General features: G+C 71.5%; 11 protein-coding genes. 9 read left to right on the top strand and 2 right to left on the bottom strand.

All coding sequences use genetic code 11. The annotated features are described in order from the left end of the window. Positions 1–88 precede the first annotated feature (88 nt). The 4 genes from apaG (at position 89) to BLR99_RS17520 (ending at position 5,011) form a co-directional block, all read left to right on the top strand. Entirely contained in the window at positions 89–499 is a 411-nt protein-coding gene (gene apaG, locus BLR99_RS17505; protein ID WP_011793620.1) for a Co2+/Mg2+ efflux protein ApaG, read from the top strand. Next, positions 496–2,487 (top strand): site-specific recombinase, encoded by a 1,992-nt coding sequence (locus tag BLR99_RS17510; RefSeq protein ID WP_046060325.1) that lies wholly within the window; start codon positions 496–498, stop codon positions 2,485–2,487. Before apaG ends, BLR99_RS17510 begins: the two co-directional genes overlap by 4 nt. Positions 2,488–2,630: 143 nt before the next feature. Continuing rightward, complete coding sequence (locus tag BLR99_RS17515) at positions 2,631–3,890, top strand: cation:proton antiporter (protein ID WP_011793618.1); 1,260 nt, start codon at positions 2,631–2,633, stop codon at positions 3,888–3,890. Next, complete coding sequence (locus BLR99_RS17520; protein WP_011793617.1) at positions 3,887–5,011, top strand: YbdK family carboxylate-amine ligase; 1,125 nt, start codon at positions 3,887–3,889, stop codon at positions 5,009–5,011. Before BLR99_RS17515 ends, BLR99_RS17520 begins: the two co-directional genes overlap by 4 nt. Positions 5,012–5,043: 32 nt before the next feature. Here BLR99_RS17520 and BLR99_RS17525 read toward each other — a convergent pair whose 3' ends face one another. Then, on the bottom strand, positions 5,044–7,317 hold the full coding sequence (locus BLR99_RS17525) for a hypothetical protein (RefSeq protein WP_011793616.1): 2,274 nt from the start codon (positions 7,315–7,317) through the stop codon (positions 5,044–5,046). Positions 7,318–7,602: 285 nt separating this feature from the next. Between BLR99_RS17525 and thiL the strand changes: the two genes are divergently transcribed. The 5 genes from thiL to BLR99_RS17550 all read left to right on the top strand — a co-directional run bounded on the left by thiL (position 7,603) and on the right by BLR99_RS17550 (position 13,482). Further along, positions 7,603–8,583: a thiamine-phosphate kinase gene (thiL, locus tag BLR99_RS17530; RefSeq protein ID WP_046060324.1), complete on the top strand. Its 981-nt coding sequence runs from the start codon at positions 7,603–7,605 to the stop codon at positions 8,581–8,583. 66 nt (positions 8,584–8,649) lie between these two features. Further along, complete coding sequence (locus tag BLR99_RS17535; RefSeq protein ID WP_048857551.1) at positions 8,650–10,410, top strand: DUF4139 domain-containing protein; 1,761 nt, start codon at positions 8,650–8,652, stop codon at positions 10,408–10,410. Then, entirely contained in the window at positions 10,407–10,949 is a 543-nt protein-coding gene (locus tag BLR99_RS17540; RefSeq protein WP_011793613.1) for a phosphatidylglycerophosphatase A family protein, read from the top strand. Before BLR99_RS17535 ends, BLR99_RS17540 begins: the two co-directional genes overlap by 4 nt. Further along, positions 10,943–11,416: a CinA family protein gene (locus BLR99_RS17545; protein ID WP_041827196.1), complete on the top strand. Its 474-nt coding sequence runs from the start codon at positions 10,943–10,945 to the stop codon at positions 11,414–11,416. The genes BLR99_RS17540 and BLR99_RS17545 overlap by 7 nt, the downstream gene beginning before the upstream one ends. A 272-nt stretch (positions 11,417–11,688) precedes the next feature. After that, a complete protein-coding gene (locus BLR99_RS17550) occupies positions 11,689–13,482 on the top strand; it encodes a methyl-accepting chemotaxis protein (protein WP_011793611.1) in 1,794 nt (597 codons plus the stop codon). Between the two features lie 3 nt (positions 13,483–13,485). On the opposite strand, the gene BLR99_RS17555 is transcribed toward BLR99_RS17550, so the two are convergent. Next, complete coding sequence (locus BLR99_RS17555) at positions 13,486–14,967, bottom strand: SulP family inorganic anion transporter (RefSeq protein WP_011793610.1); 1,482 nt, start codon at positions 14,965–14,967, stop codon at positions 13,486–13,488. Positions 14,968–15,113: the final 146 nt, after the last annotated feature.

The raw sequence follows: 15,113 nt of genomic DNA on the forward strand, positions 1-15,113 counted from the left end.
CCTTCCTCAGGGCTCCTGCGCCGGGTCACGGCGCCCGCCGACGCAACGGCCGAGCCGCCCGGCCCCGGAAGCCCTAATAATCGCGCCCATGCCGAAGTACCAGTTCCGGGCCGAAGTCCAGCCCGAATACCTTCCCGACCAGTCCGCGCCCGAAGACGGCGTCTACAGCTTCGCCTACACGGTCACCGTGACCAACACCGGCGACGTGCCAGCGCAGCTCATCGCGCGGCACTGGACGATCAGCGACGCCCGCGGCCACACCGAGGAGGTCAAGGGCCTGGGCGTGGTCGGCCAGCAGCCGCTGCTGCGCCCGGGCGAGGCGTTCCAGTACACCAGCGGATGCCGGCTGCGCACGCCCAGCGGCAGCATGCACGGCAGCTACTTCTGCGTGGCGGAGGACGGTGAGCGCTTCGATTGCGCCATCCCCCTGTTCGTGCTGGAAGCCCTCTCCGGCGGCCCCGCCGGAAGCACGCCCCTGTCCGGCCGGGTGCTGCATTGACCCGGCAGACCGCGCCGCAGCCCGGGACGCTGCTGGCCGACCTGGATCCCTCCGCCCCGCTGGCGCGGCGGCACCTCTGGCTCATCGAGTGCCTGGCCTGGGTGCGCGGCAACTGCCGCTCCCCCGAGGAAGCCGTCGCCCGCCTGGCGCGCCTCGTGGAAGCCGCGGAAAGCGACGCCGGCGCGCGGACCCGGCTGCAGGCATGGTGGAGCGCCCTGGTCGGGACGGTGGACATCACCACGCTCCTGGCCGATTTCGGGTTCGCGCCGCGCACCGCGCTCGCGAGCGAGGTGGCGGAACGGCTGCGCTACAAGCTCCTGCCCGGCAGCCCGGAGACGATCGACGCCTCCGAGCTGTTCATGCTGGCGCTGCCCCACGAATTCGACGCCCAGTGGCTGGCCTTGCTGGACGAGGCGCTGCTCGCGCGGCTGCTGGCCTTGCTGGTGCCGGCCGCGGACGGTGGCGGCGCCACGCGCTGGCAGCACTCGCTGCTGGACGCCATCACCTACTGCGCGGGCCAGATCCTCTCCACCGGGTTCGCGCCCGAGCTGCGGCTGCGCATGAGCGACTCCGCCCGCGACGCGCAGCCGTTCCATGCGTTGATCCGCGACGTGGAGAGCCTGCGGGTCGAGGTCCTGCACCAGCTGCGCACCACCGACCGGCTGGACGAGGCGGTGCTGCGCCTGCGCGAACGCCTGGAAGCCTGCCGCGCCGCCGCGGCCACGGTGTATTCGCATTTCGAGGACAACGGCATTTCGGTGGGGCTGGTCTTCCGCCTGCGGCAGTTGCGCGAACGCATCCTGCGGGTGCGCGACCTGCTCGATTGCCTGCTGTCGCCCGAGCCGGCCGCCAGCGCCGCACGCCTCATGGCGCGGCTCGTGACCGTGGGCCGGGAGCGGCGCAGCCTGCGGGCGCTGATCGCTTCCAACTCCTCGCTGCTCGCGGCCAAGGTGGCCGAGCGCAGCGCGGAGACCGGCGAGCACTACATCACGCGCACCGGCGCCGAATACCGCGCGATGGTGGCCAAGGCGGCGGGCGGCGGATTCGTCATGGCGTTCACCACGCTCATGAAGTTCGGCATCGTCGCGCTGGCCCTGTCGTCCTTCTGGAGCGGCTTCTGGGCCGGCATGAACTACGCGGTGAGCTTCGTGCTCGTCATGCTGCTGCACTGCACGGTCGCCACCAAGCAGCCGGCGATGACCGCGCCGGCCATGGCCGCGAAACTCAAGGAACTGCAGACGACCGAGGCCGTGGAGTCCTTCGTGGACGAGGTCACCCACCTGGTGCGCTCGCAGGTGGCCGCCATCCTGGGCAACGTGCTCGTGGTCTTCCCCACCGTCGCGGGCCTGACCCTCGCCATCGCCTGGGCGACCGGCAGCCCGGCCATCGACCGGGCGGAAGCGCGGCACGTGCTGCAGTCGCTGCAACTGGCGGGGCCTTCGCTGCTGTACGCGGCCTTCACCGGGGTGCTGCTGTTCGCCTCCAGCATCATCGCGGGCTGGGCCGAGAACTGGTTCGTGCTGCACCGGCTCGATTCGGCCCTGCGCTACAACCCGCGCATCACCGCGCTGCTGGGCCGCGAGCGCGCCGCGCGCTGGGCCCGGTTCTGGCGCGAGAACCTCTCGGGCTTCGCGGCGAACGTGTCGCTGGGCTTCATGCTCGGGCTCGTGCCGGCATTCTCGGCATTCTTCGGCCTGGGGCTGGACGTGCGCCACGTCACGCTATCGACCGGGCAACTGGGCGCCGCGCTCACCGCGCTGGGCACTTCCGCACTGCACCAGCCCGCCTTCTGGTGGGCGGCCGCGACGCTGCCCTTCATCGGCGCGCTCAACGTGGGTGTGAGCTTCTATCTCGCCTTCCGGCTCGCGCTGCGCGCCCACAACGTCACCCGCGTGGACCGCGCCCGGCTCACCACCGCGCTGCGCGCGCGCCTGCGGCACGCCCCGCTGCAGTTCTTCGTGCCCCGGCGCATGGCACAGCGGGCCTGAGACCGGGGCCGCCCGGGTACCCCTTTTCCGGGAGTGCCCGTCCTACAGCGCCCTCCCGGATCAGCAGGTACATTCGGTCGGCCCCGGCCGGGGGACGCGCGGCCTCCCCGCGCGGATCGGGCGGGAATGCAAGGATCAGAACGATGGATGAAATCATGGGTTTTTGGGCGCAATGGCTGCGCCCATCGGCCGGGCTCCCGACGGTGCAGTGGTCCCTGCTGCTGGCCGTCGCGGCGGTTTCGGGCTATCTCTTCCAGCGCCACATCGGCCTGCCCAAGGTGGTGGGCTACACGCTCGTCGGCACCATCGCCGGGCTGCTGGGCTTCAGCGGCGCCGTCTGGCCCCTGCAGGGCATCAGCCTGTTCCTGCTGGAGCTGGGCATCGCCATCGTGCTGTTCGAGGCGGGCGGGCGCATCCCGCTGCGGTGGTTCCGGCACAACCCGATGGTGCTCGTGCAGAGCATCATCGAATCGGCGCTGACCTATTTCGCTGTGTACTACGCCATGCTCTGGCTGGACGTGCCCCAGCGCGCCGCGGGCCCGCTGGCGCTGGTGGCCCTGGCGGCGTCGCCCGCCGTGCTCACGCGCGTGGTGGCCGACACCCGCGCCGCCGGCCCGGTGACGGACCGCGCCATCGTCCTGGCCACGCTCTCCACCCTCTACGCGCTCACCCTGGGCAGCGCCACCGCGGAACTGATCAACCGTCCCGCCGCCCGCCTCATGGACACCGTGTACCCCGTCATGGTGGTGCTGGGCGTCTCGATCATCGTCGGCGCGGTGCTCGCCCTGGTCCTGCGCATGGCCCTGCGCTTCATGAGCCCGACGAGCGAGAACACCGCCTTCCTGCTGCTCACGCTGATCGCCGCCGGGACCGCCGTGGCCGCGCACATGGGAGGTTCCGCGCCGCTCGCCGCGCTGCTGGCCGGCATGCTGCTCAAGCAGCTCAACCCGCGCCCGTGGACCTGGCCCCGCCAGCTCGGCACCGCCGCCTCGCTGCTCACCATGCTGATGTTCGTGCTGGTGTCCACCGTCGCCGCGCAGGCCGACTGGAGCGGTCCCGTGGCCGGCCTGGTGCTGGCCCTCATCGTGGCGCGCCTGGTGGCCAAGGCCCTGGGCGTGGCCCTGGGCAACGTGGGCAGCGGCGCCAGCTGGCGCCAGGCCCTGTGGGTGGGCTGCGCGATGACGCCGATGTCGTCGATCGCACTGCTGATCGCCTCGCAGTTCGTGGTGGCCTCCGCTTCCACCGGGCAGCTCATCGCGCGCGTCGCCCTGCCCACCATCCTGCTCATGGAAGTGCTGGGCGCCGTGATCGCCACGGTGGCCATCTACCGCGCCGGAGAGAGTTCGAAACCCTGGGCGCCCCAGACACGCGCCGCCAACGCAGAGCGGGAGCAGCAGCCATGAGCCTCGAAGCCTTCCACCATTCCGAGCCGCTGACGCTCGGCGTCGAGCTCGAGCTGCAGCTCGTCAACACGCACAACTACGATCTCGCGCCCTACGCCGAGGACATGCTGCGCCTCATGGCCAGGCAGCCCCTGCCCGGCAGCGTGGTGCCGGAGATGACCAACAGCATGATCGAGGTCTCGACGGGCATCTGCCATTCGGGCAGCGAAGTGCTGGGCCAGCTCACGCAGATCCGCGACGCGCTGGTCAGGAGCGCCGACAAGCTCAACATCGCCGTCGTGGGCGGCGGCACCCACCCGTTCCAGCAATGGCACGAGCGCCGCATCTACGACAAGCCCCGCTTCCAGGAACTGTCGCAGCTCTACGGCTACCTCTCCAAGCAGTTCACCATCTTCGGCCAGCACGTCCATATCGGCTGCCCGGACGCGGATGCCGCGCTGCTCATGCTGCACCGCATGTCGCGCTACATCCCGCACTTCATCGCGCTGTCGGCCTCCAGCCCCTACGTGCAGGGCCAGGACACGGCCTTCGATTCGGCGCGGCTGAACTCCGTGTTCGCCTTTCCGCTGTCGGGCCGTGCCCCCATGGTGCTGACCTGGAAGGACTTCGAGGCCTACTTCGACAAGATGACGCGCACCGGCGTCGTCAAGAGCATGAAGGACTTCTACTGGGACATCCGGCCCAAGCCCGAGTTCGGCACGATCGAGATCCGCGTGTTCGACACGCCGCTCACCATCGAGCGCGCCGCCGCGCTGTCGGCCTTCGTGCAGTCGCTGGGAGCGTGGTTCCTGGCCGAGCAACCCTTCACGCCCAGCGAGGACGACTACCTCGTCTATACCTACAACCGCTTCCAGGCCTGCCGCTTCGGCATGCAGGCGGTGTACGTCGATCCGGCCACCGGCGAGCACATGCCGCTGCGCGACCACATCCTGCAGACCATCGACCACATCGCGCGCCACGCCACGGTCACCGGGGCCTCCGGCGCGCTGCACCTGCTGCGCAGCGAAGCCGCGGCCGGCCAGAACGACGCACGCTGGCTGCGCGACCGCCAGCGCGACGAACAGTTGCTGGGCGAAGTGAGCCGCCAGGCCGCGCTGCGGTTCCGGGGCGCGCCGGCGTAGTACCCGCCGGCGGCCCGCCGGGCGGCGGGAGCTCAACCCGCCGAGGCGGCGGGCATCCCGGCGGCTTTCTCGCGCACGCGCGCCGCCTGCATTTCGGTGGCCAGCAACGTGCCACGCACCGCGGTGGCGCGTGCACGCGCATGCTTGAGGCAGTACCGGGCGAACTGCAGGGAGGTGTCCTCGCGGGCATGGGCGGTGCCGGTCTCGCACAGCAGGAACTGCTGCCGCAGGGACTGCATCATCAGCGATGCCCCCGGCGCGGAAGCCGCATTTCCGCCCAGGCTGGCCTGCAGCGATTTCCACTGCAGCCATTGGGCTTCGTCGTCGGCGCGGGCCTTGCGGAGCTCGGCGGCCAGATCGGCCTGCGTCATGGGAGACGAACCGTCCCGCGCAGCGCCGTCGGCTCCGGCCAGCGCATCTTCCAGTGCCTTCAACGGCTCGCGCGCAGCCAGCTTGCACTGCAGGTAGTCCACCTGGAGTTCGGCCACGGAACGCATGAAATCCACTTGCGCCTGCCTCGACGCGGGGTCATCGAGCCATTGGGCGAGTGCCGTCGAGGTCAGGCGGTCCGTCCGGTCCGCATAGGCCTGCCGCGCCTTCTGGCGTGCCTCGCGGGGCTTGTGGCCGGTCAGCAGGGACTTGCCATAGGCCATTCCGCCGCGCACCAGGGCACTGGCCTCGCGCGCGGTGGAATGTTTGCGCGAAGGGGCCGCGGGCGGGGCCTCGTCGGTGGACCGGCCCTTGTCACGATAGTGTTTCTTCCGGTCCGTGGCGGCTTTCTGCAGAAAGTCGCCCAGCACCTTTTCCCGGCCATCGGTGGCGGCATAGAGCGCGCTGCGCAGCTTGAATCCGGCCGGCTCGGCGGGCTCCGCATCGGAAGCAGCTTCGGACACCGTGGATGCGAAGCTGGACCGCGCGGAGTGGAACTCCGACCCTCCATCGGCCTGCAGTTCCGGCCCCTGCGCGGCGGCTGCCGGGTGCTCGCCCGGCACGGGCGCGGCCTGCAGGAGGTCGGCCATCGCGAGAAAGGCTCGGTCGATGCCCACCGCGTCTCCGCGTTCATAGTCGCGGTAGCGCTTGAGCTTGCCATGCGTGAGAAAGAACTGGTGAGATCCCACGCCCATCGTCACGGCGCCCACCAGCCCCGCGCTGATCAGCAGCGCGAGCCCCACGGGCCCGGCGGCACTGGCCCCCGCGATCGCCGCGATCCCCACGCCCACCTTGGCGGCCGTGCTCGCCGTGTAGGTCACGCCGCCCGCGACGAAACCCTTGTTCCAGTTGTTGAAGCCGCTCACGAAGCGCTTGCGCTGGTCGAACTTGGTCTTCAGGAAGTCGTGATAGCGCTGTGCATCGGGGCCGAGACGCTGGGCGTCCACGCCCGCGAGGAATTCGCTGACGCGCGAGAAATCGGCGCGGAACCGTTTCTTCTCGGCGCGCGACTGGTGCAGGAAGACCCCGCCCACCACCGACGCCATCACGCTCGCCGCCGGGCCCAGGACATAGGCGCCCGCGATGGTGGCCGCCGACGCCGCGCCCGCGGCTGCCGCACTGTGGGCGACCAGGCCGCCAGCGTTGGCACTGCCGGCGCCGATCGCCAGGCCCGCGTGCACCGAGGTCTCCACCGCCGTCTTCGCGAAGATGAGGCTGGCCGATGTGAGCGTCGATGCGGCCACGCGGCCGTCGTGGCGGTTGAGATGCTGCTGGTAGGACACGTCGTCGATGGCCTGGTCGATCGCGTGCGACTGGGCGCGGCCCGCGGGATGCGCCGGGTCATCGTTCAGCACGGGGGCCAGCGTATCGCGGCGCTGCTGCAGCGCCTCCTTTTGGTGGCGAAGCTCCTCGCGCTGCTCGGCGACCTCGCGCAGCTCCCGGTAGCCGGCATGGATCGCCATGGCCGACAGCGGCAGCATCGCCCCGCCCAGGCCGAGCGTGGTCGCGAGGTCGCTCACACCGCTGGGCGTGCCCTCTTCGGTGAAGGCATGCATCGGGCCATGGTGCTCGCCTGCCCCGTGGACTTCGCCATGGTGGGTCGCGGATTCGGTGCCGGCGCCATGCTCCGCGGCAGGCTGGTCGGACCCGTGGGCGGGAGGATGGCCTTCCACGCCGCCGGAAGAGGCGCCGTCACCGGGGGCTTCGGCGCCGCCCTCGGGCTTGCCTCCTCCATTCGCCAACTCGCTGGCTTCTTCGGACACGCCATGCAGCGGGTCGGTGAAGTACTTGGCGGCAGCCACGAGGTTCGACCCCGCCTCTTCCGCATCGACGATCGCGAAGGATGCCAGCTCCGGGTGGCCTTGCGGTTCGGGCACGTGCCCTGGAAGGCTCCGGGCCTGCCGCAGGGAGGCCAGGCCCAGCGGCCAGCCCGCTGAAGTGGTTTTCGCCGGTCTTTCCGGCATGGGAGCCCTGCGGGATCCAGGACGATCGGTCCGGGGTACGGACGGCGGGGCGGCATGTGTTTGTACTCTCATACGTTGAATGAAGAGCAGAAGGCACGAAGCTTCCGCCCCCCGCCGCAGGGGCGCGCGCACGGACAGGAACATCCGGACAGGAAACCGAAGCCCGCGCCGCCCGGCGGCTGCGCGTATGCTCGGCCCATGGGTGAATTCGATCTGATCGCGCGCTATTTCCGCCGCCCCGTGCGCCGCGCGGCCCTGGGCGTGGGCGACGACTGCGCGCTGCTTGCGCCGGCCGCCGGCATGCAGCTCGCGGTGTCCAGCGACATGCTGGTGGAAGGCCGGCACTTCTTCGCCGATGTCTACCCCGCGCACCTGGGCCACAAGGCCCTGGCGGTGAACCTGTCGGATCTCGCGGCCTGCGGCGCGCGCCCTCTGGCCTTCACGCTGGCGCTGGCGCTGCCCCGCGCCGACGAGGCCTGGCTGCAGGGCTTCTCGGAAGGCCTGCTGGCCCTGGCAGGCGAACATGGCTGCGAACTGGTGGGCGGGGACACCACGCAAGGCCCGCTCAACATCTGCATCACGGTGTTCGGCGAAGTGCCCGCGGGCCAGGCCCTGCTGCGCAGCGGCGCCCGCCCGGGCGACGACCTGTGGGTGAGCGGCCACCTGGGCGATGCGCGGCTGGCACTGGATGCGCTGCTGGGAGAAATGCCCGTGCAGTTGCCGCCGCAGCTGCTGGCGCAGGCGCGCGAACGCCTGGAGCGCCCCACGCCGCGGGTGGCGCTGGGGCAGGCATTGCGCGGCGTGGCCAGCAGCGCCATCGACGTGAGCGACGGGCTCGTGGGCGACCTCGGCCACATCCTGCAGGCCTCGGGCGTGGGCGCGCGCATCAACACGTCGCTCGCCCCGCAGCTCATGGCGGCCTGCGCCGGGCATGCCCCCGGGCAACTGCCCTGCGGCCGGGAAAACCTGCTGCGCTGCGTGCTGGCCGGGGGCGACGATTACGAACTGCTGTTCACAGCCCCCCCCGGCCGGCGCGCGCAGGTCGAGGCCGCGGCCCGCCAGGGGGGAACGCGCGCCACCTGCATCGGCGCCATCGAGGCCGAGCCCGGCCTGCGGCTGCTCGACGCGCAGGGCCAGCAAATGGACGCGCAATACCTGGCCTTCGACCACTTCCGCTGAACGCGCGCGGCAGAGGCGCTGCTAGCATTGCCCTCCCCCAGTCCTACCCAGAGAGAAGGAGCGCGGATGTCCTCTGCATGCCCGGGCACGGCCCATTCCACGCTTTCCACGCTTTCCGCGCCACCCGTCCCGCCCCCGCGGCGCGCGCGCCGCGCGGCTGCCGCCTGCCTGTGGCTTGCGGCGGCCGGCATGGCCAGCGCGCAGGAGCGCCCCTCCGTGGTGGCCTCGCGCATCACGCAGGTGACGGTGGCGCCGGGCGTCGCCACGATCGAGCGCAGCGCGCGCATCGCCGCGGGCGCGCGCAGCGCCACCTTCGCCTGCCTGCCCGCCAGCCTGGATCCGGACAGCCTGCAGATCAGCGCGGATGCCGGCGTGCGCGTGGGCGAATTCAAGGTCACCACCGAAGACCGCGACGTGGCGGCCGACTGCGCGAGCCCGCTGGACGACCGCGTCCGGGCGCTCGAAGACCAGATCGCGGGTGTGCAGGCCGAGATCGCGGCGCTGCGGCGCGCGGACCGGTACCTCGACCACCTGGCCGGCGGCACCAGCGCCGACGGCGCCCCGCGGGACGGCCAGGGCGGCCCGCCGGCGGCCGCGGCCACCGTGGCGCCGGCCGTTCTCCCCGCCCAGATACCGGCCACCGCCGAAGCGCTGCGCAAGACATCGGCCGACACCCTCGTGCGCCTGCAGCCGCTGCTGCGCAGGCAGGAAGCGCTGGAGCGCGACCTGAAGCCGCTGCGTGCCGAACGCGACCGCACGGCGGGCGGGCCACGCGCCAAGGTGGTCTCCGTGGCCGTGAACCTCGCCACCGACCGGGATGCCGGCCTGCGCCTGTCCTACCAGGTGCGCGGCCCGGGCTGGCAGCCGGCCTACCGCGCGCGGCTGGACACCGCCACGGGCGCGGTGGTGCTCGAGCGGCTGGCCGTCGTGGCCCAGCGCAGTGGCGAAGACTGGAACGACGTGCGGCTCGTGCTCACCACCCAGGCCCCCGCGCGGGCCACGGCAGGGCCGCGGCCCGGCACCTGGACGGTGGACGTGGCGCCGCCGCCGGAGCCGCAGTACCGCCTCGCCCGGCTGCCGGCCGCGATGGCGATGGCGGCGCCCGCGCCGGCCCCCATGGCGGAATCCGCCGACGCCGGGGAAGAGCCCCTGCCCCGCTTCGACGTCGTCGCCCTGGCCGGCAGCTACGCGACGCGCTTCGAGGTGCCGCGGCGCCTGAGCGTGCCCGCGAGCGGGCAGCGCACCACGCTGCTGCTGGGCACGCACGACGCCGGGGCCCGCCTCGTCACGCGCACCGTGCCCGCGCAGCGCGAAACCGCCTACCTGGTGGCGGAGATCGCGCCGCCCGCCGGCGTGTGGCCGGCCGGGGCCGTCGGCCTGTACCGCGATGGCGCCTTCGTGGGCCAGGGCCGGCTGGACTTCGCCTCGGCCACGGATGCGGGGGCCCCCGGCGGGCGCACGGTGCCGCTGTGGTTCGGCCCGGACGATCTCGTGCAAGTGCACGCCGAGTCGCCCCTTGAAACCACGGGCACCGCCGGCTTCACGGGCGCCGCCGTGGAGCGCCGCACCCAGCTCGCCTACCGCGTCGAGAACCGCCATACCACCCCGATCACGCTCCAGGTGATCGACACAGCCCCCGTGTCGCGCGACGCGAAGATCGAGGTCGAATCCCGCTACGCGCCGTCCCCGCTCACCACCGCCTGGGAGGGCACGGCCGGCATCGTCGCCTGGCAGCAGCCCCTGGCGCCGGGCGCCGGGGCGCGCTTCACGGCGGAGCACGTGGTGCGCCACGGCAAGGACGTGGAACTGAACGAGAACCGCCGATGAACGCCTTGCCTCCCCAGCCCGCGGCCGGAGCGGCCGCGGCCCCCCGCAGGGCCAGCGCCGCCTTCATGCGGTCCCACCCGGCGCACTGGATCGCCCTGGGCTTCGGCGCAGGCCTCTCGCCGCGCGCGCCCGGCACCGTGGGTACGGCCTGGGCGTGGCTGGCCTATCTGCTGCTGCAGCAGTGGCTGTCCCCCCTGCAGATCGGCGGGCTCATCCTGGCCGGCACGCTCGTGGGCTGGTGGGCCTGCACCACCACCGCCCGCCACCTGCGCGTGGCCGACCCGGGATGCGTGGTGTGGGACGAGATCGTGGCGTTCTGGTGCGTGCTCTGGCTGGCAATGCCCATGGGCTTCTGGGGCCAGTGCGCGGCGTTCGCGCTGTTCCGCTTTTTCGATGCCGCCAAGCCCGGGCCCGTGGCCTGGGCGGACCAGCTGTTCAAAGGCTTCGGCTGGCGCGGCGGCTGGGGCATCCTCTTCGACGACTTCGTGGCAGCGTTCTGCGCGCTGTTCGTGATTGCACTCTGGAGGGTGCTGTGGTGAGCGGCGACATCGCCCTCCTCGCACAGGCGCTCCCGGCCCGCGGCTGGATGCTGGCCACGGCCGAAAGCTGCACCGGCGGCATGATCGCCGGCGCATGCACCGACCTGGCCGGCTCGAGCCGATGGTTCGAGCGCGGCTTCGTCACCTACTCCAATGCCGCCAAGACGGAACTGCTGGGCGTGGCCGCCGCGCTCATCGACACGCACGGCGCCGTGAGCGAAGCCGTGGCCCGCGCCATGGCGGAAGGCGCCGTGCGCCACTCCCGCGCGCAGGCGGCGCTGTCCGTGACCGGCGTGGCCGGCCCTGAAGGCGGCAGTACCGCCAAGCCCGTGGGCACCGTCTGGTTCGGCTGGCACGTGGGCGGCACGACGCACAGTGAAATGCGCCGCTTCCCGGGCGACCGGGCCGCCGTGCGCTCGGCCGCCCGCGACCATGCGATCGCGGGGCTCGCAAGGCTGCTGCGCTGACCGCCCGCGGCCCGGGTTCATCCGGTGCCTGTCGCCCTTCTGCACGCTTCCTTCTATCTCCCTTGGCGAACCGCCTGCGGCTACGCCGGGCCGGGCACGCCTGCGCGCCCTGCGCAAAGAATGCGTGTCTATCTCGTCAGCAAATGATGAATGCGACGCATGTCTGTAGTCCAATAACGCGAAATTCGTGAATTCCGAAAAATAATGAGCAAATATTTCAGATAGGATCCAAACTCAAAGAGCAAAGACGACTACTTTCCCTGGAGGTATCCATGGCCGCCCGCTCCCTGACCGTTTCACAGCGCCTGCTTATCGCTTTCGGCCTGGTGATCGCCATCTTCGTCGCCGTGGCCGCCACCGCGCTCGTCAGCAGCCGCAGCCTCGCGGAAGCCGAATCGTGGAATGAACACACCTACCAGGTGCTCGACCGCTCCAACGCGCTGCTCAGGAGCATGATCAACATGGAAACCGGTGCGCGCGGCTTCCTGCTCAGTGGGGACGAAAAGCACCTGGAGCCATGGAACGGCGGCGCCCGGGAATTCAACGAGGCGTTTGCCGACATCAAGGGCATGACGGCCGACAATCCCGTGCAGCAGCAGCGCCTGGAGGCCATGAAGGCCCGGGAAACCGAATTCGCATCCGTGCTGTCCGGGCTCATCCAGGCGCGGCGTGAAGTCACCGCGGGCAGCAGGACCCTGCAGGATTTACTGCCCCAGTTCGGCCAGGGCAAGGACAAGGCCGCCATGGACGCCTTCCGGGCGCTGCAGAAGGAACTGGACCAGGCGGAATCGGGCCTGCTGGCCGAACGCAAGGCGGGAGCCGACCGGATGCGCGGCATCAATACCGCCGTGATCCTGGCCGGGTCGGCGCTGGCCGTGGCACTGGCCGGCGCACTGGGCATCTGGGTCACGCGCTCCATCACGCGCCAGCTCGGCGGCGAACCGGACTACGCGACCGGCATCGTGCGGCAGATCGCCCAGGGCAACCTGGCCGTGGAAGTGGACACCCGCGCCGGAGACCGGTCCAGCCTGCTGGCCGGCATGAAGGACATGCGCGATCAGTTGGCCCGCGTGGTCGGGCAGGTGCGGCAGAGCAGCGATTCCATCGCCACGGGCAGCACGCAGATCGCCACCGGCAACGCCGACCTGAGCCAGCGCACCGAGGAACAGGCGTCCAACCTCCAGCAGACGGCCGCTTCCATGGAGCAGTTGACGGCCACCGTGAAGCACAACGGCGACACCGCCCGCCAGGCCACGCAACTGGCGAATTCCGCCAGCGAGGTCGCGGAGCGCGGCGGCACGGTGATGGGCCAGGTGGTGAGCACCATGGGCGCCATCACCGATTCCAGCCGCAGGATTTCGGACATCATCGGCGTCATCGACGGCATCGCGTTCCAGACCAACATCCTCGCGCTCAACGCGGCGGTGGAGGCGGCACGTGCCGGCGAGCAGGGCCGCGGCTTCGCGGTGGTGGCGAGCGAGGTGCGCGGCCTCGCCCAGCGCAGCGCCGATGCCGCCAAGGAAATCAAGGCCCTCATCTCCACCAGCGTGGAGAAGGTGGAGGCCGGCAGCCAGCAGGTCGAGGAGGCCGGCCGGACCATGTCCGACATCGTCACCCAGGTCAAGCGCGTGAACGACCTGATCAGCGAAATCAGCGCCGCCACCCAGGAACAGACGCAGGGCATCGGCCAGGTGAGCGAAGCGGTGAGCCAGCTCGACCAGGTGACGCAGCAGAACGCCGCGCTGGTCGAGGAAAGCGCCGCCGCCGCGGACAGCCTCCGGGCACAGGCCGGCAGGCTCGTGGATGCGGTGAGCCAGTTCCGCCTCCACCACGACCAGGGCCTGCCAGCCCCGGCACCGGTCCCCGTGGCCGCACCGCGCGCCGTCGCGGCACCGGCGACGGCGGGCACCCTGCCTGCCGCCAGGCCGGCCCCGGCCCGGGTGCCTGCCCCGCCGCGCGCACCGGCCCTGGCAGCCCGCCGACCCGCGCCCGTGCCCACGAAGGCCCCCGCGCCTTCGCTGGCCCTGGCGGGCAGCTCGGGCGAGGACGACTGGACGAGCTTCTGACGGTCAGGGACCGCCCACGCGCTCCACGAGGCCGGCGCTGGCCTCGTTCAAACCGGCCACCTCCACGGAGCAGCCGTGGTGCCGCAGCCGCTGCACCACCTTGTCCAGCGCGGCCACGGCGGTCACGTCCCAGAAGTGCGCGCGCGAGACATCGATGCGCACCGGGCGGCCTTCGGCGGCCAGGATGTCGAAGGCGTCGATGAACGCATCGGCCGAAGCGAAGAACACCTGGCCCGCCACGCGCCAGGTGCGCAGGCCGGTGGCCTGGTCGTCCTCTGCGCGGACATCGAGCAGGCGCGCCACCTTGAAGGCGAAGAACACGCCGCTCAGCACCACCCCCACGGCCACACCGGCCGCCAGGTTGTGCGTGCCGAGCGTCACCGCCACGGTGGCCAGCATCACGGCGCTGGAAGTCCGGGGGTGGCGCACCAGGGTGCGCAGCGAGGCCCAGTCGAACGTGGAAGCTGACACCATCACCATGATCGCCACCAGCGCGATCACCGGCACGCGCGACACCCAGTCCTTGAGCGCCACCATCAGCACCAGCAGGAACACGCCCGCGAACAGGGTGGACAGGCGCCCGCGGCCTCCATATTTCACGTTGCCCACCGCCTGGCCGATCATTCCACAGCCTGCGATGCCGCCCGTCAGGCTGGCGGCGATGTTCGCCAGCCCCAGCGCGGCGCATTCGCGGTTCTTGTCGCTGGGCGTGTCGGTCATCTCGTCCACCACCGCGGCCGTGAGCACGGATTCGAGCAGGCCCACGAAGGCGATCGCAAGCGCCGGCAACGCGATGATGCGCAGCGTCTCCAGCGTGAACGGCACGCCGGGCAACGCGAAGGCGGGCAGAGCATCGGGCAGCGTGCCGAGATCGGCCACGGTGGGCAGCGGCAGGCCCGCCGCGGAGGCCAGCGCCGTGAGCGCCACGACGCAGACCAGCGGCGACGGAATGGCGGTGAGCGCGCGCCAGCCCAGCCACGCGCCCAGGCGCGGCAGGCCGTAGATGACGGCCAGGCCCAGCGCCAGCATGCCCCAGGTGGCCGGACCGGCATCCTGCAGGTGCGGCAACTGGGCCGAGAAGATCAGCACGGCCAGCGCGTTCACGAAGCCCGTGCGCACCGAGCTGGAAACGAAGCGCACCAGCACCCCCATGCGCAGCAGGCCGAAGGCCACCTGCACCGCCCCGGCCAGCAGCCCCGCGGCGAACAGGTAGCCCACGCCATGGGACTGCACCAGCGGCGCGGCCACCAGCGCCACCGACCCGGCCGCCGCCGACACCATGGCCGGACGCCCGCCCGCGAAGGCGATCACGATGCTGATGACGAACGAGGCGAAGAGCCCCACGGACGGATCGACGCCCGCAACGAACGAAAACGCGATCACCTCGGGAATGAGCGCGAACGTGGCGACCGCGCCCGCCAGCAGTTCACGCGGAATGCTGGGCGCCCACTCCGCGCGCAGGCGGGTCAGGAAAGAAGAAGTCATGTAAATCCAGAGCGATGCCAGTGAGCGCGGCCCCGCCAGCGGCCACCGCGCAAGGGCCGCCCCGCCGCGCCGGTGGCGTCCCCCTTCCCGCATCGCATCGCGATGCGAGAGAAGGGGGAAGGCGCGCAGCGCCTCAGGGGGTTGTG

The sequence above is a fragment of the Paracidovorax citrulli genome, from assembly GCF_900100305.1.
GTDB classification, from domain to species: domain Bacteria; phylum Pseudomonadota; class Gammaproteobacteria; order Burkholderiales; family Burkholderiaceae_C; genus Paracidovorax; species Paracidovorax citrulli.